This is a genomic window from Bacteroidales bacterium MB20-C3-3, assembly GCA_035609245.1.
GTDB lineage: Bacteria > Bacteroidota > Bacteroidia > Bacteroidales > UBA932 > Bact-08.
The window spans coordinates 1,318,278-1,341,919 of sequence record CP141202.1 but is presented as its reverse complement, the minus strand read 5'-3'; the positions used below and the strand labels follow the sequence as shown (position 1 = coordinate 1,341,919).

The window sequence follows — 23,642 nt, the reverse complement described above, 5'->3', positions numbered from 1 at the left end:
CCTATTTCCAGTTTTTGTAAAAGACACCAAACTCTAACAACAGCAGAAGAGCGAGATTTACTGCAAGACTAATCAGTAATCTGGGAAGATTACCTGAGAAGTACACAAATGAGAAACTCTCTGCAAAAATATATGTCAGATGGTGGATTGTAAGACATATAAGCGCATAGGCGAGAAATCGGCTTAATCCCACTTCTGCAATCCCCGGCCTTATCTGACTGTCCAGCTCTCCCTTTCTTATAAGCAGGCCCTGAACCGGCTGACGAAGGAAGGCCATCATAACTGCTGAGGCCGAGTTAATACCCGGCATCCCGTTATATAAGAGATCGGTACCCATTCCCATGGCAAATGCCCATAAAAGAACATAGGCAGGGGAGAGGCCTACAGGGAGCGTAAGTATAAAGAGGGGGTAGAGAACAATAAACAGCATTGGTCCAAAATCTATGAAATTTGAGACCAGCAGCTGAGCAATTAAAAAGCTGAAGAAGATTACCGTATTATTTACCCCTTGTTTCATCTTTTTGTATCAAGCTGTCAAGCTCCTCCTTATGTCTGTTGATAACTACCCTTACATATCTGAGAGATTTGAAGTCCTGAAACAGCCTTACCTGAATCTCCTTATGTGTACCTCTCAGTATTTTTGATTTTCCTGCTGTACCGAGCGGAATATTTTCGGGAAAAATTGTTGAAAATCCGCTGGTAAATATTGTATCCCCAACCGTAAATCTAATGTGCTGCGGGATGTCAGTAAGTAATGCCCTTTGGGCACTTTTCCCGTCCCAGACCATTGGCCCGAAGGCCCCCTCTCTTCCAATACGGGCACTGATGCTTTGATTTATGTTAAGCAAAGAAATAACATACGAGTATCTATCTGAGACCTTGCTAATAACTCCGGCGACTCCCAGAGGGGATATTACACCCATATCCTCCTTTACTCCATCCCTGCTCCCCTTGTCTATAATGATGAAATTCTGCTTGTTATTGGTGCTGTTTGCTACAATTCTTGCCGGTATATAAATATATTGCGCCTCTGAAGTATCTGCCTCAGCACCGGAACCTCTAAATGACTCAAGAGAGCTTAGCAACCTCTGGTTCTCCTTTTCAAGCTCCCGGTTTACATCCCTCAGATTAAAAAAATACCTTATCTCAGAACCTGTTTTACTAAGAGAACCTCTGACAGCCATATACGCCCCACTGATCTTCAGGTGCTGAAAAAATGAATTCTCTGATATCATTATCAGCGAAAACCCCTCAAGTACCAGGAAGAGCAACAGAGATACCAGCCATTGAAAACGGGGAGATCTCTTCTGTGTCATTGTGTTATTATTATCTTATCAGATAAGGGAGTTTGTCGCAATTCTTAAGTGCTATGCTTGTTCCTCGTGCAACTGCATGCAGCGGATCTTCAGAAATATGAAACTTAATATTAATCTTGTCTGTTAGTCTCTTATCCAGTCCTCTGAGAAGCGCACCGCCTCCTGTCAGAAATATCCCCTTCTGAACAATGTCTGCATATAGCTCAGGAGGAGTCTGCTCTAAAACTGAAATAACAGCTGCCTCAATTTTTGCAACAGACTTGTCTATACAGTGAGCTATCTCCTGACTTGTAACACTAACCTCAACCGGGTGAGCTGTCATAAGATTTGGTCCTCTTACAACATATGGCTCAGGATATTCATCAAGTTCAGACATTGCAGCACCTACCCTGAGTTTTATATCCTCTGCGGTAAGCTCTCCAATCTTTATATTGTGCTGTTGTCTCATATACTGCTGAATCTCGTTTGTGAAGACATCACCGGCAACTCTGATGCTTTGATTGAATACAATACCCCCAAGTGAGATAACAGCTATCTCTGTAGTTCCGCCTCCTATGTCAACAACCATATTTCCTGAAGGTGCCTCAACATCCAGACCAATACCTATTGCGGCAGCCATAGGCTCATAAATCAAATATACATCCCTGCCACCGGCATGTTCAGAGGAGTCGCGAACCGCACGAATCTCAACCTCCGTACTTCCGGAAGGGATGCACACAACCATTCTGAGGCTTGGGGTGAAAAAGCTGTTCCTGTAATTAATCATTTTGATAAAGCCCCTAATCATTGCCTCTGCAGCGTTAAAGTCAGCAATAACTCCATCTCTCAGCGGCCTTACAGTTTTAATGTTGGCGTGAGTTTTACCGTGCATCATTCTTGCTTTCTGTCCAAAAGCAATAGGCTTTCCTGTGTTGAGATCAATCGCTACGATGGATGGTTCGTCAACAACCACCTTATCATTCATAAGGATAATTGTATTAGCCGTACCAAGGTCAATAGCCAGTTCTTGTGTTAAAAATGAGAATGCCATATGTTATTTTTTATTTATCAGTGTTTAAAATGCCTGTGTCCTGTAACTACCATAGAGAGGCCATTGTTATTGCAGTAATCTGTACTCTCCTGATCCCTTACTGACCCTCCCGGATGAATAACTGATTTGATTCCCGCCTTGTGAGCAATCTCAACACAGTCAGGGAATGGGAAAAAAGCATCTGAAGCCATTACTGCTCCGTTGAGTGAGAATCCGAAATTCTCTGCTTTTGCAATAGCTTGTCTTAGAGCATCTACTCTTGATGTTTGTCCGACACCACTTGCCAGCAGTGTCTCTTCTGCAGCCAGAACAATTGCGTTTGACTTTGAGTGTTTAACCAGTTTATTTGCAAAGGTAAGATCTCTCAACTCTGAGTCAGAGGGCAGAGTAGTGGTTGCAACCGTATGCTCAGAGGCATTCTCTGTTGCAGAGTCTCTGTCCTGTGCCAATACTCCTCCCAGCAGAGATCTGAATTTTGAGGGAGTCCTCAAATCTTCTTTATTAACAAGGATAATCCTGTTTTTTTTCTCTTTCAGGATATTGAGTGCTTCGTCAGTGTAGGATGGTGCAATTACAACCTCAAAAAAGAGTTTATTCATCCCTTCGGCAGTGCTGAGGTCAATCTTCCCGTTGGAGATAATTATTCCTCCGTAGGCCGATACAGGGTCGCATGCAAGGGCCGCCTCCCAGGCATCTTTAATAATATTTCTGGAGGCACACCCGCAGGCGTTGTTATGTTTAAGAATAGCTACGGTCGGCTTTTCAAAATCTCCAATTAATTCAATGGCAGCCTCTATGTCCAGTAAATTGTTGTATGATATCTCTTTTCCCCATATTTGCTCCGGCAGAGAGCCCTTCTCTCCAAAATAGAGCGCTTTTTGGTGTGGATTCTCTCCGTACCTGAGTGTTCTTGATTCAGAAAAACTCTCTTTGAAACACTCGATACCTTGCTCCCTGTTAAGATATTTAAATATCGCAGTATCGTATCCGGAACTGGTCTCAAAAGCGTAGGCGGCAAATCTGGCCCTCTCTTCAACGGATGTCCCGGCACCCCGGGAGAGGATTGCGCCCAGCTCTCCGTAATATTTCATTGACGGGACTATTAATACATCGCGATAGTTCTTTGCAGCAGCTCTTATAAGAGAAATACCACCTATATCAATTTTCTCAATAATCTCTTGATGAGAAGCAGACGATGCAACATATTTTTCAAAGGGATACAGATCAACTATTACCAGGTCAAGTGCAGGAATTTCATACTCATCTCTCTGCAGAGAGTCTTCACTCAGATCTCTCCTGAATAGTATACCTCCGAATACCTTAGGATGAAGAGTCTTCACCCTGCCTCCAAGGATTGAGGGGTAGCCGGTAATCTCTTCCACACTTTTTACAGGAATTCCCAAAGATTTTAAATAATCGAAGGTGCCTCCGGTAGATACAATTTCAACATTTAACTCAATGAGTCTCTTAGAAATCTGTTCAATGCCATTTTTGTCGTAAACAGAGATTATTGCCCTTTTGATAGTCCTTTGTTCCATACTTCTTAAATAGATACAAAAGTAGGAAAAAAAGGGCAATTAATGTTTAATTTTGCATATATAACAGAAAGTAAAAAATGGGCAAAAAAAGATACGCAATAATAGTTGCAGGCGGTTCAGGAACCCGGATGGGCGGAGATGTTGCAAAACAGTTTATGATGCTGGGAGAGAGGCCTGTACTGCTCCATACAGTTGAGAAGTTTCTTAATTTAAAAGAGAGACCGGAGATCATAATTGTGGTCCCATCCGGATTAAGAGAGGATTGGAAAGCCATTTGTAAAGAGTATCGTTTTGCCGTCAGCCACACACTCGTAAGCGGAGGAATTACCAGATTCCATTCAGTAAAAAATGCATTGAAATATATTGAGCCAGATTCTCTGGTTGCTGTTCATGATGGAGTGAGGCCATTCGCTTCAACAGAATTTATTGAAGAGTTGTATACAGAGGCAGAAGATCACGGAGCTGTAATTCCTGTTATTAAAGTAACGGATTCCTTGAGAATGGTAGATGGTGATGTAAGTAAACCGGTTGACAGGGAGAGATTTATTGCTGTTCAAACACCCCAGCTCTTCTGGTCTGAGTATTTGTTGAAATCATACGAACAAGCATACACACCGGAATTTACCGATGATGCATCAGTTGTTGAGAGTATAGGTGTGAAAATAAAATTTGCCGCGGGGTTGACGGCAAATATAAAGATTACTAAGCCTGAGGATATGATCCTGGCTAATGCAATTCTTACTTCTTTTTGAGAGAACTCCCTTTCTGAGGGAAATCCTTAACCCATACTTGTCTTTCGATAGCCTGATCAAGAGAGATAAATGTCTCTGTCTGCTCAACAGATGGGATGTTTTGAATAGTGTTAATCAGAATCTCCATAAGGTGGTCGTGATTCTGACAATAAATTTTAAGCATCAGGGCGTGCTTACCTGTTACAAAGTGACACTCTACGACTTCAGAGATGTTCTTTAGAGCTTCAATTACCTGTGGATAGTGGTTTGCCTGAGCCAGACTAACACCAACAAATGCACACACATTGAGGCCCAGAGTTTGCGGTTTGACCAAAAGCCTGGAACCAGTAATAATTCCAAGGTTCTCCATCTTTTTTACCCGCTGGTGGATTGCTGCGCCTGAGACACCACACTCCCGTGCTATCTCAAGGAATGGCATTCTTGCATTTTTTACAAGAAAAGAGAGGATTTTCTGATCAATTTGATCAATTTGATATTTAGGCATATAAGTTAAATTTGTTATCTAAACATACAAATATAATAATAAATTATAATTAAGATGGATTAATTTTTTGATAAAAGAAAAGCCATCTTAATGGAATCTCACCTGAATATGCTGTCAAATAATCAGAATACGAGCACGCAATAAATTGATTTATATTGTTTTTTACATCAGGAACTACCATCCACCATCTTCCGGTTGTTGGACTTGAAATAAAAACTATTTCTTGCCCCTCCTGCCCCATACTTACAATTTTCTTATTAAATATTTCCTCTGGTGCTGTTATGCCGGGATCTTCTGAGATGCTTGCTGCCATTGCCTCAAACAGGTGCCAAAGCACCTCGGCGGTGAGCTGTGTACTAGTAGAGCTGAACTTACTCTTTGAAAGGTATCCAAAAAGGAACAGCGATACGAACCTTTGTCCCATACCCATGTATCTGGCCAGCTGGCACATCTCCTCTCCGTACAACCCGTTTGGGAGCTGATTGCTGTTGTCAGGAAAGTCTGCCTGTCTGATACTCCGCATATCTACAAAAAAATGGGTGGAGTTTCTCATCAGAGGCTCGGCATTATTTACCGCTCCCCTGAGAGATCCAAGACGCATCTCTTCAAAAAAGCGACCTCTTATTTCACTTAGTTTAAATGGATTATAGCGATATAATTGATAACCAACATGAGAAAATGAGTGGGCGTTTTTGTCGCTGATAATATGAGTCAGGATATCTGTATTGTTGAATTCACTGCCGGCTGAGACAAGTGTAGCTGAGTAATTTCTGTCAGGAATGAATGTGTTTGTTGCGGGAAGTTCCTCACCGCATAGTACTACTGATCTGATCTTTAACTCTTCGCAAAATTCAAGAGTCTTTCTTAACTGGCTGACTCCGGGCTCAAGGTAGTATACCTTGTAGGATGAGTGGCAGTATAATTGACTAAGGGCCTTGAATATATTACTCTCTCCTGTAGTATTTATAATAACTGCAAGAGCACTTCCTGATGTCAGCTCACTTAGAGCTGCTACAGGAATAGCTTCAAAACTCGAATTATTCGCTTTCATATTTTAGTATTACGAATTATCGCTTTTTTGGAGACTTTTCCGGGGTAGTTTCAATTATCTTTAAAATTTCTTCCAGCTCCAGTGAAACAGGATCTTTTCCTTTTGGTATTTTGTAGTTGTTTTTTCCTCTCTTGATATAAGGTCCAAATCTTCCGTTAAGAATCTCAATACCCTCATCTGAAAAGGATTTGATGAGTTTTTGCTCCTCTTTCTTGCTATTCTCCTCAATAATTGATACCGCTGTCTCAATATCTACAGTGTATGGGCTGTGATCTTTACCCATTGAGATAAATTTTCCGTCAAATTTAAGATATGGGCCAAATCTTCCGGAAGATGCAATTATCTCTTTGTTTTTATATTGACCTACCACCCTTGGAAGAGCAAAGAGTTTCAGAGCCTCTTCAAGTGTGATTGTCTCCAGAAGCTGCCCTTTTGCAAGAGATACAAACCTCTTCTCCGGATCTTCGCTGTCACCTATTTGTGCAAGGGGACCAAACCTCCCCAGCCTTACAATAACCTTTTTCCCGGAGGCAGGGTCCTGGCCCAGCTCCCTCTCGGCATTCTTTGGCCTTGACTCAAGGAGAGTTTCATTAACCTTTTTACTGAAAGGAAGGTAAAAATCATCAATAAGTTTATTCCACAGAAGCTTCCCTTGAGCAACAATGTCAAACTGCTCTTCAACTTTTGCAGTGAATCCGTAATCTATAACACTTTCAAAGTTGTCCAGGAGGAAATCGTTAACAAGCATTCCAATGTCTTCAGGAAAAAGTCTACCCTTCTCTGCTCCCCACTTTTCAATATTGCTGCTCTCTTTAATGGTCTCCTTTTCAAGAGTAAAGAGTTTGCAGCTTCTCTCAAAACCAGGTCTGTTGTCCTTGGTTACATATCCTCTCTGTACAATTGTGGAGATTGTTGGAGCATATGTCGATGGTCTGCCTATTCCAAGCTCCTCAAGTTTTTTTACAAGACTTGCCTCTGAATACCTTGGGGGTTTTTGTGTAAATTTCTCTGAAGCCGTAACCTTAATTCTGGACATTCTCTGCCCCTCTTTAAGCTCAGGGAGATTCAGAGGTGAGTCAGACTCGTCCTGATCATCATCAGATGATTCAGTATAAACTTTCAGAAACCCGTCAAATTTAATTCTGTCTGCTGTAGCTGCAAAACGATGAGAAAGAGCATCCGCACCTATTAGAATCTCTGTTCTTAAAATTGAGGCATCTGCCATCTGTGATGCGACTGTCCTTTTCCAAATAAGATTATAAAGTTTCTTCTCCTGAGGGGTGGCGTCAATTTCAACATTACTCATGTATGTTGGCCTTATTGCCTCGTGAGCCTCCTGTGCCCCTTTGCTCTTTGTGGAAAATTGCCTTGTTTTTGAATACTCCTTTCCGTAGATATCAGTTATAACCTGTTTAGCTGCACCAAGTGCCAGTTTTGACAGGTTTACGGAGTCCGTACGCATGTATGTAATGTAGCCCGATTCGTAAAGAGACTGGGCAACCCTCATTGTCTGATTAAGCGAAAATCCCAGTTTTCTGGAGGCCTCCTGCTGCAGCGTAGATGTTGTGAATGGAGGAGATGGACTCCGTTTAGCCTCTTTCTCCTCTATTGAAATTATTCTGAAATCTGCATTCAGACAGGATTGCAGAATAGAGAGAGCCTCTTTTTCGCTTTCAAACTTCTCGGGGATTTCTGCTTTAACTTTAACTGAAGTTTTAGAATCACCGGGAGTGAATATTCCCTCAATCTTAAACTGAGATTTTGGTATAAATGCAAGAATTTCCCGTTCGCGCTCAACAACAAGTCTGACAGCTACTGACTGAACTCTTCCGGCAGATAATTTTGGTCTGACCTTCTTCCATAGCAGAGGAGAGAGCTGAAATCCGACTATGCGATCCAGCACTCTTCTTGCCTGCTGGGCCATAACCAGATTCATATCAATATCTCTCGGATTTTTTACTGCATTTTCAATCGCATCTTTTGTGATTTCGTGAAAAACAATCCTTTTTGTCTTAGCGGGGTCTAGTTTTAATGCTTCACTGAGGTGCCATGCTATAGCCTCTCCCTCGCGGTCCTCATCGGACGCGAGCCAAATAACAGAAGCCTTTTTTGCTATTGCCTTTAACTCAGAAACAACCTTCTTTTTATCGTCAGAGATCACATAGTTTGGCTCATAGCCATTTTCCAGATCAACGCTTAAGGTGTTGGATGCGAGATCTCTTATGTGTCCAAAGCTCGATTTTACCGTGAATCCTTCCCCCAGAAACTTGCCGATAGTCTTTGCTTTTGCAGGAGACTCGACAATTACTAAATTCTCTCCCATATCGTCTGTTATAAACCGTGATGGTTGCAAAGTAAGGTATAAAATAAGGTATAATCAAAATTTTTATTCCTAATTTTGCCCTTCACGATACCATTTATTGGGGAGAAAATATGGAGATAAAAAAGAGGCAAAAATTTCTGAAGTGGTTCAGAATCATAGTTTTCGGGCCATTTCTTCTTCTGCTGTTTGTCTTGCTTCTGGTGGGCATATTTGCGGATATACCTTCATTCAGTGAGCTTGAGGACCCTAAGAGCAATCTGGCAACTGAAATAATATCTGAAGAGGGTGAGATTCTTACAACATTTCATATAGAGAACAGATCTTATGTAACCTATGACGAATTATCGCCCAATCTTGTTGCTGCAGTAATTGCAACGGAGGATGCAAGATTTATGAATCACAGCGGCATAGACTTTAAAAGTCTTGCAAGGGTGGCTGTTAAATCAATTATTCTTGGTCAGACCAGATCCGGCGGCGGTGGCAGTACATTAACCCAGCAACTTGCAAAGACCCTGTTTCCAAGGGATACTGTAAGAAGCAATATTCCCGGGGCGAGATATGTTGTTCTTGGAGTTAATAAGTTCAGGGAGTGGATTACTGCTGTTAAGCTTGAGAGAAACTATACAAAAAATGAGATTCTGAGTATGTATATGAATGCTGTCTTCTTTGGCAGTAATGCATACGGAATAAGGGCAGCATCAAATACCTTCTTTGCAAAGCACCCATCTGAACTCACAATTGAGGAGGCTGCAATTTTGGTGGGAATGGTTAATAAACCTACAAGGTTTAATCCTGTTATAAATCCGGAGCTCTCTCTCCAGAGGAGGAACCATGTTCTTAATCAGATGAGGAAGTATGGTTATATTGAGAGGGATGTTTATGATTCTGTTTCCCAAATTCCGGTGAAGCTTGCATATTCTCAGCAGGATCACAATTCAGGACTCGCCCCCTATTTCAGAGATATGTTAAGGAGGGTGATGAATGCAAAAGAGCCGGTGAGATCTGACTATCGTCACAGGGAGGACTTTGCTGCTGATTCTACTCTCTGGAGAAGTGACCCGCTTTATGGATGGCTTAATAAAAATCTTAAGCCTGATGGTACAAAATACAACCTGGACAAGGATGGTCTGAAGATTTATACGACTATTAATGCAAGAATGCAGCAATATGCCGAGGAGGCAATTGCAGAGCATTTGGGAAAGGATCTTCAGCCGGCATTTAACAGAGAGTTAAGATGGAAGAGTAACAGGCCCTTCTCAAACGGAGAGCCTAAGGCTGTTACAGATAATATAATGAAGCAGGCCAGGAGATGGAGTGACAGGTGGAGAATGCTAAAACAGGAGGGGCTCTCTGACAGGGAGATTGAGGCAACTTTTGATAAGCCTTCAAGGATGACGGTCTTCACATGGAATGGAAGAGGGCACATTGACACAACCATGACTCCAAATGATTCAATCAGATATTACAAGTCATTTCTCAGGGCATCATTTATGGCTATGGAGCCACAGACAGGATTTGTGAGGGCTTATGTTGGAGGTCCCAATTACAGATATTTCAAGTATGACAATGCCAGACAGGCAAAGAGACAGGTTGGCTCTACAATCAAACCGTTCCTCTATACTCTTGCCATGCAGGAGGGATACACACCTTGCGATAAGGTTGTGAATGTTCCCCAGACATTTATTGTGGGGGATACTACCTGGACACCTGAGAGTACTGATAAACCTGAATGGATTGGCAAACATGTTACGCTTAAATGGGGACTTACAAAAAGCTCCAATAATATATCGGCCTATCTTATGAAGCAGTTTGGACCATATGCTTTGGTTGATATGGCAAGAAGACTTGGGGTTAAAACATTCCTGGATCCGGTAGTTTCATTATGTCTGGGACCTGCAGATATTACACTTTATGAGATGGTTGGGGCGTACAACACATATCCAAGCAGAGGGGTTCATGTTGAGCCGACATTTGTTCTGAGGATTGAGGATAAAGCCGGCAATGTACTTGGTAATTTCACCGGCAGAAAGAGGGAGGCTATAAGTGAGTCAACTGCTTACCTTATGGTCAATCTGATGCAGGGGGTTGTAAATGAGGGAACAGCTGCCAGGTTAAGATATAAATATGTTCCAAGAGGTCCCATTGCCGGGAAGACCGGAACAACCAATGATCAGTCAGACGGATGGTTTATTGGTTATGTTCCAAAGCTTACAGCGGGAGTTTGGGTAGGTGGAGAGGACAGACAGGTCCATTTTGAGGGTCTTGCCCTTGGAGGTGGATCTAATATGGCTCTTCCTATCTGGGGGATATTTATGCAAAAGGTGCTTGCCGACGGAACTCTCGGCATAACTGAATATGACACATTCCTTGCGCCGGCAGGATTTTCAGCCATTCTTAACTGCAGTGGATCGGACGACGAACTTGAAGGGACATCAACGGCGAATGACCCATTTTTCAATTAATTGATTATTCCTAATGAAAAAATTGAGTATAGCTCTCGTTTATGGGGGAGACTCTTCTGAGGCTGAGGTCTCTGTAAAAAGCGGCAAGCATGTTTTATCTCATATAGACAGAGATCTTTTTGATGTCCACGAGGTACATTTATCAGGGAGTGAGTGGAGAGTTGTTGCGGAGAGTGATGTCATTTGCGACATTGACAAGGCAGATTTTTCATTTATGATGGATGGGCAAAAGGTGAAGTTTGACACAGCCTTGATTATGATACATGGTACTCCTGGCGAGAATGGTTTACTCCAGGCATATTTTGAGATGATAGGGATGAGATATACCACATGCCCATCTACAGTCTCCGCAATAACATTTGATAAATATGCATGCAAATGTTTCCTGAGAGATACCGGAATTGCCCTTGCAAAGGAGATTCTCCTTCACAGAAGGGAGACTCCTGATGAGGAGAGGATAATTTCAAAACTTGGCCTTCCTCTTTTTGTGAAACCAAATGTAGGGGGTAGCAGCTTCGGGGTGACAAAAGTAAAGAGCAGGGAGGAGCTGAAAGGGGCACTTGAGGCTGCCTTTGCTGAGGCCGATTCAATCCTTGCAGAGGAGTATATTAAGGGGAGAGAGATGACAAATGGTGTTTTTGAGTCTGATGGAGAGCTTGTAAAATTGCCGGTTACAGAGATTATCCCTGACAACGAGTTTTTTGACTATGAGGCAAAGTATCTTGGAGCATCCAGGGAGATATGTCCTGCCGTTATTCCTGATAAACTGTCAGAAAAGATACAGAAAACGACTCACGAGATATACAGATATCTGGGCTGTCGTGGGGTTGTGAGGGTTGATTATATAGTCAGGGAAGAGGATATTTTCTTCCTTGAAATTAATACTGTCCCTGGAATGACCGAGATGAGCCTTGTTCCTCAGCAGGTCAGATCTGCAGGGATGTCAATTAAAGATTTCATAACAAAACTAATTTACTCTTCACTGAAATGAGAATTTTATTATCTGTCGCTGCATTCTTGCTTGCCATCTCCCATACTGCCATGGCTCACTGGGTATCAGGACGGGTAGAGGATGTAAAAGGTGCAGGCATAAAGGATGTTGTGGTCTCAGATGGCTATTCAGTAGTTAAAAGTGATTCAGCCGGGACCTTCTTTTTTAATACCAGTCCCGCTGCAAAATTTATATTTGTCTCAACTCCTGATGGTTTTGATCATGAAGGAGGGTTTTACCACAGGCTGGACCCCTCATCAGAAAGCTATACTTTTAAACTTGTTAGAAGGGATAACTATCCCGGGTTTTTTATCCATACCGGAGATACAGAGGCTAGTGTCTACAAGGACTGGGTAACACTCTTCAAGAGTTATGTGAATAATACCAAGCCTGCCTTTGTGCTTTTAAACGGTGACATATGTTATGAAAAGGGGATGCGTTTTCACGCAAAAGAGCTAAATGAGTCAAAGCTGGGGGTTCGTACGGTATACACCCTTGGAAACCACGATCTTGTTGACGGCCCTTCCGGTGAGGCTCTCTACGAAGAGCTCTTTGGTCCTGTGTGGTACTCATTTAATATTAATGGCGTACACTTTGTAAATCTTCCCGTATTACAGGGAGACAGAAAGCCAGGATATACATCAGAAGATGTATACACATGGCTTAAAAATGACCTTGAGGCAATTAAGCCGGGGACACCCGTTATAATCTTTAACCACCACCTTGTAGGATTTGAATCTGATTTTGTTCTTAAAACAACAGGATTTGAACTGGATCTTAAGGCATACAACCTTAAAGCATATTTATATGCTCATTATCATACTAATATGTTCCACAAGACATCCAGGGGTGGCGTAACAACTATCTCATCGATGTCTCCAAACAAAGGGGGAATTAACCATTCACCATCATCATTCAGAGTTATAAACTTTAATTCCGCTGGAGAGGTTGAAACAAAATTAATCTACTCTCCGCTGGATAAACATGTAAGGGCAACAGGATATGAAGATGAGACAGGTTCAAGATCACTGTTTGGGAGGGAGCGTAAAGAGATAAAGGTAGTAGCAACCATTTATGATACCCCTTCTAACGTTACAGTTGCGAACGCTGTAGCTGGGAAAAAGGAGTACAAAATGACAAAAGAGTCTGACTTCACATGGAGTGTCTCATTCCCTTCATCTGCAGTAAAAGATTTGAACTCAGCTGATGCCGTAAAAATAAAGGCTGAATTTTCTGACGGGAGTGTTATCGTAAAACCGGCTGATATTTATTCAGCTCCGGTCGTATCCTGGAGAGCATCAGCAGGGGGAGCTATCCATATGGTAACCCCCGTTTTAACAGACAAATATGTAATAACTGCAACTGCTGATGATGAGTCAGCAAAAAAATCCGCGATTGTTGCTTTCGAAAAGAGCAGCGGAAAGATAGCCTGGAAAATACCGGTAGATAACTCTGTTAAGAACAGGATGGAGTACTGGAACGGAATGCTTTATGCTGCGGATGTAGAGGGTAAGGTTTATGCTGCAGATGTATCAAAAGGTTCGCTAAAATGGAGCAGGGAGCTTAGGCGGGGGGCTATTCACCCGTCATATAACCAGGGAGTAGTTGTGTATAATGATGTTGTTTATGCCGGTCAGGGGGATTTCCTTACTGCAATGAGGGCTAAAGATGGAAAGATCCTTTGGGTAAACAACTCCTGGAGAGGGGGAGTTACAACTGTAGCATCGCCTGTAGTTGAACCAGGTTCAGGCGTTCTTCTGACATCGGCTTACTGGACAGGCAGGTTTGCACATAGCTCAGAGGATGGAAAGCTCTTGTGGGAGAAGAGAGATAACGATACCAGAATTGCCGATAACTCTCCTGTTGCCTTTGGAGGCTCATTCTTCTATACATCACCAAATTATATAACAGAAGTAGATCCTCTCAGCGGAGAAGAGAGGGTGAAAAGACATATCTCTTACACAGTTAACAGCTACTCAAAGCCTCTTGTTACAGATAAATACTACATTGTAGGAACTACTGACAAAGGAGTTGTGGCTTTCAACAGAAGGGAGGACTACAGAGAGATGTGGAATTTCAGAACAAATCCTGCATTGATTTACACAGCTCCATATACAAAGGACTTCCAGCTTACAGTTGAGAGCAGCCCCTTGCTTTATGCAGGCGATGTCTACTTTGGAGCGAATGACGGATATGTTTACTGTGTTAATGCAGAGACAGGTGTTTTTAAGTGGAGATTTAACACGGGCTCTCCTAATCTCGCCTCCCCTGTAATAGAGAGTGGTGTACTTTATATTGCTGATTTTGCCGGTAATATCTGGGCGCTGAAACTTTGACTATGGTAACATACAGGAATTTTGTTCAGACTCTAATCTCCTCTCTTGAGGCTATGTACGGGGCTAATGAGGCAAAAGCCATTTCTGTAAACCTGATAAACCATGTTTGCTCTTTACCACCTTATGCCCATCTGACCGATCCTGAGATGGAAATTGGAGAGGTATTCTTACCTAAACTAAATATTATGGCAGAGGAGCTTAAAAGAGGCAGGCCACTCCAATATGTTCTGGGTTTTCAGGAGTTTTTCAGCAGAGATTTTATTGTTAAAGAGGGGGTGCTAATTCCCAGACCTGAGACGGAGGAGCTGGTATCGTGGATTTCAAGCGAAAAACAGGGTGGAGCAGGCCTTAAAATTCTGGATGCTGCTACAGGTTCCGGTTGTATTGGTATAACACTTGCTTGTGAAATGCCGGGATCAGAGATCTTTATGTTTGATATCTCAGATGTGGCTTTGGAGGTTGCTTCAGAAAACTCAAAAAGGATTTGCAGTGATGAAATAAAAACCAGGTCAGCCGTAAAAAACCCTGTAATATTTAAATGTGATCTTTTAACAGGACCTCTTAGTCAGTATATTATAGGGGGTGGGACTCTTGATATTATTGTGAGCAATCCCCCTTATGTTCTTGAGTCCGAAAAGGTTTTGATGAGAAGTAATGTTCTTGATTATGAGCCATATAGCGCTCTATTTGTGCCTGATTATGATCCTCTTCTTTTTTATAAATCTATTGCAAACTGGGGCAGAGCTCTATTAAAGAATGGTGGTGAAATTTACCTTGAACTTAATGAGGCAAAGGCATTGGAGACTGCAGAACTATTTATGGAGATGGATTATTGTGAAGTGGAGTTAAGGAAAGATATTAACGGAAAAGATAGGATGCTCCATTGTATTTTCAGAGATTCTTTTTAGATTTGCCTCAACAAACAGAATGAAAGCAGTTATATCAAATATTCAGTCATGGTGGTGGCACAAGTCAAATTTGATTTGTGAGCACTTCATTATGCCGTAATATTTTGATAAGGGTTTAACCTATTACCAATATACAAAGGTCCGGAGCTCACGCTCCGGGCCTTTTTTTTATTTTTAATTATTAACATTATGACAAACAAAAAACGATTCTTGCTTGACGAGAAGGAGGTACCCAGAATGTGGTACAACATTAAGGCAGATATGAAAAATTTGCCTGATCCAATGTTAAATCCGGCAACCAGAAATCCTCTTAAGCCGGAGGAGATGGAGCCACTATTTGCTAAAGAACTTGTAAAACAGGAGTTCTCAAACGAAAGGTGGATTGAGATTCCGGATGAGGTAAGGGATATGTATAAAATGTACAGACCCACACCTCTTGTAAGGGCTTATGAACTGGAGAAGGTACTTGACACACCTGCAAAAATATTCTTTAAAAATGAGAGCGTAAGTCCTGTGGGATCTCATAAATTTAACACAGCTATAGCTCAAGCCTATTACAACAAAATTCAGGGGATTAAAAGAATAACTACAGAGACAGGAGCAGGACAGTGGGGTAGTGCTATGAGTATTGCCTGTAAGCACTTTGGTATGGAGCTGGATGTTTTTATGGTAAGGCAGAGCTATGACGCAAAGCCATACAGAAAGATATTTATGAACTCGTTTGGTGCATCTGTTCACCCATCTCCATCAAATTTGACAATGTACGGGCGTAAACTTCTATCATCATCTCCAAATGAGAGAGGCAGTCTGGGAATTGCAATCTCTGAAGCGGTTGAGATGGCTGTTACAAATCCGGATACAAGATATTCGCTGGGGAGTGTTCTTGATCATGTTCTTCTTCACCAGTCAATAATAGGCTTAGAGGCCGAGAAGCAGATGGAGATGGCAGGAGAGCGTCCTGATAAGGTTATTGCCTGTTTTGGAGGGGGCTCAAATTTTGCAGGAATAGCATTTCCATTTATCCGTAACGGAGTAAAGGCCATTGCTGCTGAACCCTCTGCCTGTCCAAAACTTACAACCGGAAAATTTGAATATGATTTTGGAGATAGTGCGGGGATGACTCCGCTGATACCAATGTTCACTCTTGGTCACGAATTCTCTCCTGAACAGATTCACGCTGCAGGGCTCAGGTACCACGGAGGTGGCAGAATAGTGAGCAGGCTTAAACTTGATGGGTTGCTTGATAGTGTTGCAATAGAGCAGTCAGAGGCATTTAAATCCGGTTTGATGTTTGCCAGAAGTGAGGGGATTATTCCGGCACCTGAGAGCACTCATGCCATTGCAGCAGTTGTAAGAGAGGCTTTGAAGGCCAGAGAATCCGGCAAGAGTGAAGTTATCCTTTTTAATCTCTCAGGACACGGCCTTCTTGATTTGGCTGCATATGAGGATTTTTTACCGGAATTCTGAACATATTCTTACATTTGGACCTCAAAAATTAATTTATGCAATACTTTGGGGAAATTATATCAATAGCGGTAGCTGTCTCATGGACATTTACCGCTCTCTTTTTTGAATTTGCCGGAAAAAGAATTGGATCTCTGTCAGTTAATCTGCTCAGGCTTCTGTTTGCATTTTTCCTGCTGGGGATAATGTTATTTTTTACAACAGGATCATTTCTCCCTGCTGAGGCAGATGGAAAGACCTGGCTGTGGATGTCTCTCTCCGGACTGGTGGGTTTTGTTTTTGGAGACCTCTGTCTCTTTTATTCATATACAATTATTACAGCAAGATTCTCTCAGCTTCTTATGACTCTTGCCCCACCTTTTGCTGCTCTTTTCGGTTGGATATTACTGGGAGAAAAGCTCTCTCCTATGGGATTTCTGGGAATGGCTGTAACAATGTTTGGTATCGGAATATCAATATTAAAAAGGAGTGCTCCCAAAAATGGCGAAGCTACTGCAATTGCCGGAACAAGCCATATGGCTGTAGTAACAAGTTGTGAAAAAGAGAAGCGTAGTTTTGTCAAAAAAATCCTTCCTGATGTAGAGTTGCATCTCCCTATGAAGGGAGTCCTTCTTGGGATTGGAGCTGCACTGGGTCAGGGATTCGGGATTGTATTGAGCAAAGTTGGTATGAACCATTACGCGCTATCGGCAGAGGGTACAGAGGTGGCCTCATACATTCCCTTTGCAGCTACGCATATGAGGATTATAAGTGGTGCAATCGGCTTTGCCCTGATTATTGTTCTGACGGGCAGAATGAAATTTCTTAAAGAGGGTGTGAGGGATAAAAAGGCTATGGGAGCTACATTTATGGGTTCAATTTTTGGCCCTTTTATCGGGGTCTCCCTCTCCCTGCTGGCTGTTCAGAATGCCAACACAGCTGTAGCCTCAACAATTATGGCCACAACCCCAATAATAATCCTGCTCCCTTATGTGCTGATTTACAAGAAAAAGGTGACCTGGGTAGAGACTTTGGGTGCAGTACTGAGTGTTGTGGGAGTTTCTCTCTTTTTTATGTAGGATGCTACCCTTTAAAGAGCTCCCTTACAAGTTCAGGTATATCTTTAATTTCAACAATCTTAATTCTTTGCTTATTATCCTTAGGGTGTTTGCTGAATGCGGAGACAAATATTTTTTTAAAGCCGAGCTTCTCGGCCTCTGCTATCCGCCTGTCAACCTGACTTACCGGTCTTATCTCTCCGCTGAGTCCAACCTCGGCTGCAAAACAATATCCTGACGGTATGGCGTAATCAAAATTTGATGAGAGGATTGCGCAAACAACAGCAAGATCGCAAGCTGGATCTGTTACCCTCAGCCCTCCTGCCATATTAAGAAAAACATCCTTAGCTGCAAGTTTAAAACCGGCTCTCTTCTCCAGTACGGCAAGGAGCATATTTGTTCTCCTGGAGTCAAAACCGGTTGCAGATCTTTGTGGTGTGCCATATGCGGCAGTACTCACCAGGGCCTGAGTTTCAATAAGGAAGGGTCTGGTGCCGTCAAGCATAGCTGCAACGGCTATACCGGATAGATCCTCTCCGTGCATGGGAATCAGCATTTCAGATGGATTAGAGACCTCTCTGAGCCCTGTTGCCACCATCTCAAAAATTGCCAGTTCAGCAGTGGAACCAAACCGGTTTTTTATACTTCTGAGTATTCTGTAAGAGTGTCTTGTATCTCCTTCAAACTGAAGTACAACATCTACAATGTGCTCAAGAACTTTGGGCCCGGCTATACTCCCGTCTTTAGTTATATGACCGATTATCAGCACAGGTGTTCCTGTCTCTTTTGCAAATCTTAAAAGCATTGCTGCACACTCTCTCACCTGAGAAACAGTTCCGGGGGAGCTTTCAAGCGCCTCTGAGTACATGGTCTGGATAGAGTCTATGACCATTAATGAGGGAGTCTGCTCTTTTGCCTGGATAAGAATATTCTCTATAAGAGTCTCGCTAAGTATCAGTGTGTTTGAATCATCTCCTCCAAGTCTTTGTGCTCTGAGTTTAATTTGTCTGGTGCTCTCCTCTCCCGATACATAAAGAGTCTTGATCTGAGGGCAGTGAAGAGGAATCTGAAGAGAAAGGGTAGATTTTCCTATTCCGGGCTCTCCACCAATCAATACCATAGAGCCCTTTACAAGACCACCTCCAAGAATTCTGTCCATCTCAGAAATACCAAGCAAAACCCTCTGCTCTTCAGATGAAGAGACAGCAGAGAGGGGCTCAGGACGAGGAGCGTGTCCGTTGTCTCTTGATCCTCCTCTGCCAAAAGGCACAGCTGAGCTCCCCTCTTTTGAAACAATCTCCTCCTGCATTGTATTCCACTCACCGCAGGCAGGGCACTTTCCCATCCATTTAGCACTCTCGTTCCCGCACGAAGTACAGAACCACGCCTTTTTCACCTTAGCCATTCTTATATCATTTATTACTTTACAAATATAATTATCTTTGTCTGAAATGACTTTTACAATGAAACTAACCCACACCTTAGCATCAGCCCTGCTGATACTTGCATCATTATGTTCTGCAGCTGTTTATGCTCAGAACAAAGGCACAGTAGATTTTAACAACTACAGAGATTATATCCTCAAGGTTAAAAATGAGTGGAAAATTCCCGGAATAGCTGCCGGAGTAATTAAAGATGGAGAGGTTGTCTTCCTTGAGGGATTTGGAGAGGCCAGACCCGATGGAACTCCTGTAAATGAAACAACACTTTTTCAGATTGGATCTGTTTCAAAATCTTTTACAGCCACACTAATGGCCAGGCTGGTTGATGAGGGTAAGGTTAAATGGGATGATACAGTAAAGAGGATACTTCCGGACCTGGATTTATACGATAACTGGATTGAGGAGAATCTCCAGGTAAAAGATATTATGACCCACAGGATGGGGATTAAGGGTCAGCAGGGAACTTATATTCCAAATCTAGGCTACTCAAGGGATGATGTATACAAAATGATGCATCTTCTAAAACCGGGATACAGTTTTAGGGGATCATACGAGTATAATAATATAACTTTTATTATAGCTCAGAAAATAATTGAGAAACTTTCAGGAAAGAGCTGGGAGGATAACTTAAAAGATGTGATACTTGACCCTCTTGGGATGTACAATACATCAGCAAACGGAGAGCCCTTTGCAGCATCGCCCTACGCGGCAGTACCCAACGACTACGGCTGGAGAGATTCTATCTACCACTCCCCTCTGCTGGGTGAGGAGCAGGCTCTGCACTGGCTTACTGTAGTCGGCCCTGCAGGTTCGGTAAATTCAACTGTGCCGGATATGCTTAAATATGTCCGTTTCCATCTGGATAAGGGCAAGGCCGGCGGAAAGGAGATTATAACAAAGAGGGGAATGGACTATCTTCACAGGGGACAGACCATTACGTCCCAGGATTCTGCCAGAACAACGCTTTATGCTCATTGCTGGTTTGTTGAACAAAACAGTAAATACAGACTGTGGTTTCATACAGGAACCACATGGGGATTTACAACTCTCGTTGCTTTTGTGCCTGAGATGAATCTGGGAATGGTTTTTCTGGTAAATTCGGATGCTCCTGCAAATCTCAGATACTCTCTGATGAGGAGGCTTATTGATATGTACAGGGGAGAGGAGGTTCTGAGGGATTATAGTGCTGATTATCTGGCTGAGTGGATAAAGAGCTCTAAGGAGAGCAGAGAAAAGGCAATGAAGAGGGATACACCCTCTGAAAAGAGGGCCGCACCATCACTGGATCAGATTGCCGGAGTGTATGATAAGGGTGAACTTTTTGGAAGAGCTATAGTTGATATAGAGGAAGGAGAGGCTTATATCACCGTAGGCCCTAAAGGCTGGAGGAATAAACTTGTTCACAGAGATGGGAATGAGTTTACTTTCCGTAGTGATGGACACGGTTTCAGGGTTAAATTCATTTTTGGTGACAGGCCATCTTTGGATATTGATTTTGGAGGAGACGAGAACTTTGGACCTTGGTTAAAAATTCAGAACTAAAAATAAATTATAAACTAACAACACAACTACAAAATGACTAAAAAGAGCCGTTTTGCAAGAGTACTGGATACTATTGAAGTGGTGGGAAACAGATTGCCACACCCCGCCACTCTCTTTTTTATGATGGCAGCCCTGGTTGCACTACTCTCCTGGTGGGCCTCTGCTGCCGGATTGCAGGCACTTCATCCTGCAACAGGCGAGATTATTAAGGTTAGAAACCTTTTGGATGCAGATGGAATCAGATGGATCTACACAAATGTTGAGCACAATTTTGTGGAATTTCCACCCCTTGGCCTTGTGCTTGTAATTATGATTGGTATTGGGGTTGCTGAGGGTTCCGGCCTCTTTACCGTACTGGTAAGACAGCTTGTTTTAGGAGCCCCAAAAAAACTTATTACTGCATCAATAATTGTAGCAGGGATCTTCTCTCACCTTGCATCAGAGGTGGGATATGTCATTCTTATCCCATTAGGTGCAATGATATTCCATGCACTAGGGAGGCATCCTATGGCAGGTTTTGCCGCTGCCTTTGCGGGTGTAAGCGCAGGGTTCGGCTCCAACTTCCTGATTGGGTCAGTAGACCCTATCCTGGCAGGACTCTCAACCTCTGCAGCAAACATTATTGATCCGGAGATGAATATTAATCCAATGGTAAACTATTTCTTTATGGTAGCCAGTGCAATAATGGTTGTATTCGTGGGAACCTGGATTACCGAAAAGATTGTAGAACCAAGGCTGGGGACATATCATGGCACTGAAAAGCCTTTGGAGATAGAGCAGATAACATCAAAAGAGAAGAAGGGGCTTAAATGGGCCGGATGGGGTACACTAATTTTTATGGCTGCAATGGCCTGGACTATAATTCCGGAAAATGGGCTGCTGAGGGATCCTGAAACAGGAGGGATCCTGCGTTCACCATTTTTCTCAGGAATTGTTGTGGGTCTTCTGCTTCTGTTCTTTGTGCCGGGGATGATTTACGGAATAATAGTGGGTACAATAAAGAGTGATAAGGATGTTATCAAACACATGACCCACTCTATGAAGGGGCTTGGGGGATACATTGTCCTTGTATTTTTTGCTGCCCAGTTTATCTACTGGTTTAACTACTCAAATCTGGGACTTGTTGTAGCTATTGATGGAGCAGAATTCTTGAAAAATATTGGATTTACAGGGATTCCGCTAATTATTGCCTTTGTAATTCTGGCAGCATTCCTTAATATGTTTATGGGAAGTGCATCAGCAAAGTGGGCTATTATGGCGCCGGTATTTATCCCTATGTTTATGCTTCTGGGTTACCACCCCGGACTAACCCAGGCTGCCTTCAGAATAGGAGATTCTGTTACAAATGTTATAACACCAATGATGAGCTATTTTGCTTTAATTGTAACCTACGCACAGAAATATGATGAGAAGAATGGAATAGGAACAATTATCTCTTTAATGATTCCGTATACAGTAATCTTCCTGATAGTGTGGGCGGTGATGATTACAATATGGCTTCTCCTGGGAATACCTGTCGGCTTTGACGGGCCTGTACATATGCCTTAAATATTAAACTGATACTATAATGAAAAAATTATTCGCTATTGTTTTATTTGCTCTTCTCTCCCTGAGCCTCTCAGCTCAGGATGCAAAAAAACCGGTTATTGGCATCTCCTCAACCTGGGGAGAGGGTACATCAACACAGGTTCCAATTACCTATGTTAACTCTGTTATAAGAGCCGGAGGTGTTCCAGTCGTGCTCCCTCTTACATCAGACATTGAGCTTCTATCCTCTATGCTGGAGAGGGTGGATGCAGTGATTATGACAGGAGGAGAGGATATAGATCCTCTTAAATGGTTTGGCGAAGAGCCCATCTCGGCTATGGGTGAAATAGCTCCAAAGAGAGATGATTTTGATATTGCCCTGATAAGACTTGCTGTTGAAAAGGGATTGCCTCTGCTGGGAATTTGCAGAGGGCATCAGCTGCTCAATGTCGCTTTTGGGGGTACACTATACCAGGATCTGCCATCACAGTTAAAGGGATACTCCGTAAAACACAGACAGAGCACTCCGGGATGGTACGGAACCCACTCAATAATGATTGAGAAGGGCTCTTTGCTGCACAGACAGATTGGAGTTGACAGTATTGCTGTTAATACATTCCACCATCAGGCTGTAAAGGATGTGGCGCCGGGATTTAAGGTGACGGCCCTTTCAAAGGATGGAGTAATTGAGGCTATGGAGAAGATTGGAAGCTCTAAGGTTTATGGAGTTCAGTTCCACCCGGAGGTGTTTACATCCAACGGATATGACTCTTTTATCGGAATCTTCAGACATCTGGTAGACGAAGCCTCTATTTACGGAGCTTCGCGTAAGACAAAATAAGACCCAGGACAATAGAGAGAGAGGCTGCAAACAGCACCCGGTACTGGTCCGGAAGGAGAAATGTAATCGTGTGGGCAGGCACCCAGAATAATGGGATTGTCTTGCCCACTACGAATTTTATAAACCCGATCCAGTCAATATTTGAAACGGCATTAGTAACGGAGCCTCTGTTTTCAATAATGTAATCTGTAATTCTGTGTGAGGCCATAAATACTGCCCCAAATGTATAGTTCATTATGAATGACACATATAGTGCGAAAAGAAGTTTTGAGCCACCGGTCCAAAGTAAACCTCTCTCTGTGGCCCCGGTTACACCTGCGGTGAAGAGAGCAAACATCGCTACTATCATCATCCCCAGGATACCCCAGACAACCATTTTTGCAAACATACCTCTTACAGCTTGCCACTCTCCTTTAACCAACCTTACGGCAAGAAACTCACCCATCATAGAGAGGATTGCAAATTTTACAAAACCCATTATGTAAGGGTGAGCAGCAGTTGCTGTCTCAAAAAGATCTCTTGTAACTGGTATTGCCAGAAATGATGCTATTGCAGCAATTAATGATACCCAGATGAACCATCCGTACTTTGCCATATT

19 protein-coding genes are annotated in these 23,642 nt (G+C 42.7%); 10 read left to right on the top strand and 9 right to left on the bottom strand.

Annotated elements, in window-relative coordinates; genetic code table 11:
- Position 1 precedes the first annotated feature (1 nt).
- Genes U5907_06025 through purH form a run of 4 tightly spaced genes read right to left on the bottom strand, consistent with a single transcriptional unit; the run spans position 2 to position 3,884 of the window.
- Positions 2-517: a hypothetical protein gene (locus U5907_06025; protein WRQ32141.1), complete on the bottom strand. Its 516-nt coding sequence runs from the start codon at positions 515-517 to the stop codon at positions 2-4.
- Positions 498-1,316, bottom strand: a complete 819-nt coding sequence (gene mreC, locus U5907_06020; GenBank protein WRQ32140.1) for a rod shape-determining protein MreC — start codon at positions 1,314-1,316, stop codon at positions 498-500. Before mreC ends, U5907_06025 begins: the two co-directional genes overlap by 20 nt.
- A 10-nt stretch (positions 1,317-1,326) precedes the next feature.
- A complete protein-coding gene (locus U5907_06015) occupies positions 1,327-2,346 on the bottom strand; it encodes a rod shape-determining protein (GenBank protein ID WRQ32139.1) in 1,020 nt (339 codons plus the stop codon).
- 17 nt (positions 2,347-2,363) lie between these two features.
- Positions 2,364-3,884: a bifunctional phosphoribosylaminoimidazolecarboxamide formyltransferase/IMP cyclohydrolase gene (gene purH, locus U5907_06010; GenBank protein WRQ32138.1), complete on the bottom strand. Its 1,521-nt coding sequence runs from the start codon at positions 3,882-3,884 to the stop codon at positions 2,364-2,366.
- Positions 3,885-3,961: 77 nt separating this feature from the next.
- Here purH and U5907_06005 point away from each other — a divergent pair, with 77 nt between their 5' ends.
- Positions 3,962-4,636, top strand: a complete 675-nt coding sequence (locus tag U5907_06005) for a 2-C-methyl-D-erythritol 4-phosphate cytidylyltransferase (protein WRQ32137.1) — start codon at positions 3,962-3,964, stop codon at positions 4,634-4,636.
- Here U5907_06005 and U5907_06000 read toward each other — a convergent pair.
- The 3 genes from U5907_06000 to topA are packed head-to-tail and all read right to left on the bottom strand — an operon-like array spanning position 4,623 to position 8,494.
- A complete protein-coding gene (locus U5907_06000) occupies positions 4,623-5,120 on the bottom strand; it encodes an Lrp/AsnC ligand binding domain-containing protein (GenBank protein WRQ32136.1) in 498 nt (165 codons plus the stop codon). The two genes, U5907_06005 and U5907_06000, sit on opposite strands and share 14 nt — an antisense overlap.
- A 49-nt stretch (positions 5,121-5,169) precedes the next feature.
- Positions 5,170-6,171 carry a hypothetical protein gene (locus U5907_05995; protein ID WRQ32135.1) on the bottom strand — a complete coding sequence of 334 codons (1,002 nt, stop codon included), beginning with the start codon at positions 6,169-6,171 and terminating at the stop codon, positions 5,170-5,172.
- Positions 6,172-6,187: 16 nt separating this feature from the next.
- The gene (gene topA, locus U5907_05990) at positions 6,188-8,494 is read right to left on the bottom strand and encodes a type I DNA topoisomerase (protein ID WRQ32134.1); all 2,307 of its coding nucleotides are present in this window, start codon (positions 8,492-8,494) and stop codon (positions 6,188-6,190) included.
- A 110-nt stretch (positions 8,495-8,604) separates the two neighbouring features.
- Between topA and U5907_05985 the strand changes: the two genes are divergently transcribed.
- The 6 genes from U5907_05985 (at position 8,605) to U5907_05960 (ending at position 17,713) form a co-directional block, all read left to right on the top strand.
- The gene (locus U5907_05985; GenBank protein WRQ32133.1) at positions 8,605-10,956 is read left to right on the top strand and encodes a transglycosylase domain-containing protein; all 2,352 of its coding nucleotides are present in this window, start codon (positions 8,605-8,607) and stop codon (positions 10,954-10,956) included.
- 13 nt (positions 10,957-10,969) lie between these two features.
- Entirely contained in the window at positions 10,970-11,947 is a 978-nt protein-coding gene (locus U5907_05980) for a D-alanine--D-alanine ligase (protein WRQ32132.1), read from the top strand.
- Positions 11,944-14,283, top strand: a complete 2,340-nt coding sequence (locus tag U5907_05975) for a PQQ-binding-like beta-propeller repeat protein (protein ID WRQ32131.1) — start codon at positions 11,944-11,946, stop codon at positions 14,281-14,283. The genes U5907_05980 and U5907_05975 overlap by 4 nt, the downstream gene beginning before the upstream one ends.
- A 2-nt stretch (positions 14,284-14,285) precedes the next feature.
- On the top strand, positions 14,286-15,191 hold the full coding sequence (prmC, locus tag U5907_05970; GenBank protein WRQ32130.1) for a peptide chain release factor N(5)-glutamine methyltransferase: 906 nt from the start codon (positions 14,286-14,288) through the stop codon (positions 15,189-15,191).
- A gap of 189 nt (positions 15,192-15,380) precedes the next feature.
- Positions 15,381-16,658, top strand: coding sequence for a TrpB-like pyridoxal phosphate-dependent enzyme (locus U5907_05965; protein WRQ32129.1), 1,278 nt, complete (start codon positions 15,381-15,383; stop codon positions 16,656-16,658).
- A 35-nt stretch (positions 16,659-16,693) separates the two neighbouring features.
- The gene (locus tag U5907_05960) at positions 16,694-17,713 is read left to right on the top strand and encodes a DMT family transporter (GenBank protein ID WRQ32128.1); all 1,020 of its coding nucleotides are present in this window, start codon (positions 16,694-16,696) and stop codon (positions 17,711-17,713) included.
- Between the two features lie 4 nt (positions 17,714-17,717).
- On the opposite strand, the gene radA is transcribed toward U5907_05960, so the two are convergent.
- The gene (gene radA / locus U5907_05955; protein WRQ32127.1) at positions 17,718-19,097 is read right to left on the bottom strand and encodes a DNA repair protein RadA; all 1,380 of its coding nucleotides are present in this window, start codon (positions 19,095-19,097) and stop codon (positions 17,718-17,720) included.
- A 58-nt stretch (positions 19,098-19,155) separates the two neighbouring features.
- Here radA and U5907_05950 point away from each other — a divergent pair, with 58 nt between their 5' ends.
- From U5907_05950 to U5907_05940, 3 genes are read left to right on the top strand one after another with little or no spacing between them, the layout of a single operon-like run.
- Complete coding sequence (locus U5907_05950) at positions 19,156-20,676, top strand: serine hydrolase domain-containing protein (protein ID WRQ32126.1); 1,521 nt, start codon at positions 19,156-19,158, stop codon at positions 20,674-20,676.
- A gap of 33 nt (positions 20,677-20,709) precedes the next feature.
- A complete protein-coding gene (locus U5907_05945; protein ID WRQ32125.1) occupies positions 20,710-22,224 on the top strand; it encodes an AbgT family transporter in 1,515 nt (504 codons plus the stop codon).
- A gap of 19 nt (positions 22,225-22,243) precedes the next feature.
- Complete coding sequence (locus U5907_05940) at positions 22,244-23,044, top strand: gamma-glutamyl-gamma-aminobutyrate hydrolase family protein (protein ID WRQ32124.1); 801 nt, start codon at positions 22,244-22,246, stop codon at positions 23,042-23,044.
- Here the strand turns inward: U5907_05940 and U5907_05935 are convergent.
- Entirely contained in the window at positions 23,013-23,639 is a 627-nt protein-coding gene (locus U5907_05935; GenBank protein ID WRQ32123.1) for a hypothetical protein, read from the bottom strand. The two genes, U5907_05940 and U5907_05935, sit on opposite strands and share 32 nt — an antisense overlap.
- Between the last annotated feature and the right edge of the window lie 3 nt (positions 23,640-23,642).